Source organism: Brevibacterium otitidis (assembly GCF_042429315.1).
GTDB classification, from domain to species: domain Bacteria; phylum Actinomycetota; class Actinomycetes; order Actinomycetales; family Brevibacteriaceae; genus Brevibacterium; species Brevibacterium otitidis.
The window spans coordinates 1-891 of sequence record NZ_JBHMAU010000087.1; the positions used below are offsets into that span (position 1 = coordinate 1).

Consider the following 891-nt stretch of genomic DNA (forward strand, 5'->3'; position numbering starts at 1 on the left):
CTCGATGGTCCAGACCTGCGTGGTACACCTGATCAGGGCAGCGAACCGATTCGTCGCCTACGGGGACCGTAAAGCCGTGTCCAAGGCGCTCAAAGCGATCTACACTGGGCTGCTGTGGAGATTTCGGACAGCGGATGGGTGGTTTTTCTACGCTGCCTGAAGGGGCTGCTGGTAACTGTAGTGGACGTTATTGGGGCACTGGTAGCCGATCGCTGAGTGACGCCGGCGACGGTTGTAGAACCCCTCGATATAGTTGATGATGTCACGCCTGGCATGAGCATGGGTCGGGTAGACGGTGCGGTGGACGCGCTCGGTCTTGAGCGCGGCGAAGAACGACTCGGCCAGGCTGTTGTCCCAGCACACCCCGGTCCTGCCCACGGATGGGCGCATCCCCAGCCTGCGCAGGAGCGCCTGGTACGACGCCGATGTATATTGCGCGCCGCGGTCCGAGTGCCATATCGCATCCGGTTCGATTCTCGTCGTGGCCGCAGCGTTGAGCAGTGCCTGCTCGACGAGCTCGCTGCGCATGTGATCGGCCAGTGACCAGCCGACGACCTTCTTCGAGTAGCAGTCGATGACCGTGGCCAGGTACACGAACCCCTCCCACGTGTGGATGTAGGTGATGTCGCCGACGAACTTCACACCGGGCCGGTCGGCGGAGAAGTCCCGCTGCACCAGGTCCGGAATGTCGGCGGCGTCATCATCCGGGATCGTCGTCACCCGCCTGGGCCGGGGCTGGCAGGGGTAGAGGGCCTCATCGCGCATAATCTGGCGGACCAGCTCCGGCCTGACTTGGCTCAAATTAGTCAGGTTTGATCGTGGCGTAGGACGCTGACTGCACACCGACTTCAGCAAGAGTTTCGATTGATTCGAACTTCGAGCCAGGATGAA

The 891-nt window shown here is 61.8% G+C and carries 2 pseudogenes; one reads left to right on the forward strand and one right to left on the reverse strand.

The features are described from left to right. Positions 1-106 (forward strand): annotated as a pseudogene (locus tag ACFFN1_RS13570) (transposase); the annotation flags it as partial. 41 nt (positions 107-147) lie between these two features. Here the strand turns inward: ACFFN1_RS13570 and ACFFN1_RS13575 are convergent. Next, positions 148-798 (reverse strand): annotated as a pseudogene (locus ACFFN1_RS13575) (IS3 family transposase); the annotation flags it as partial. Between the last annotated feature and the right edge of the window lie 93 nt (positions 799-891).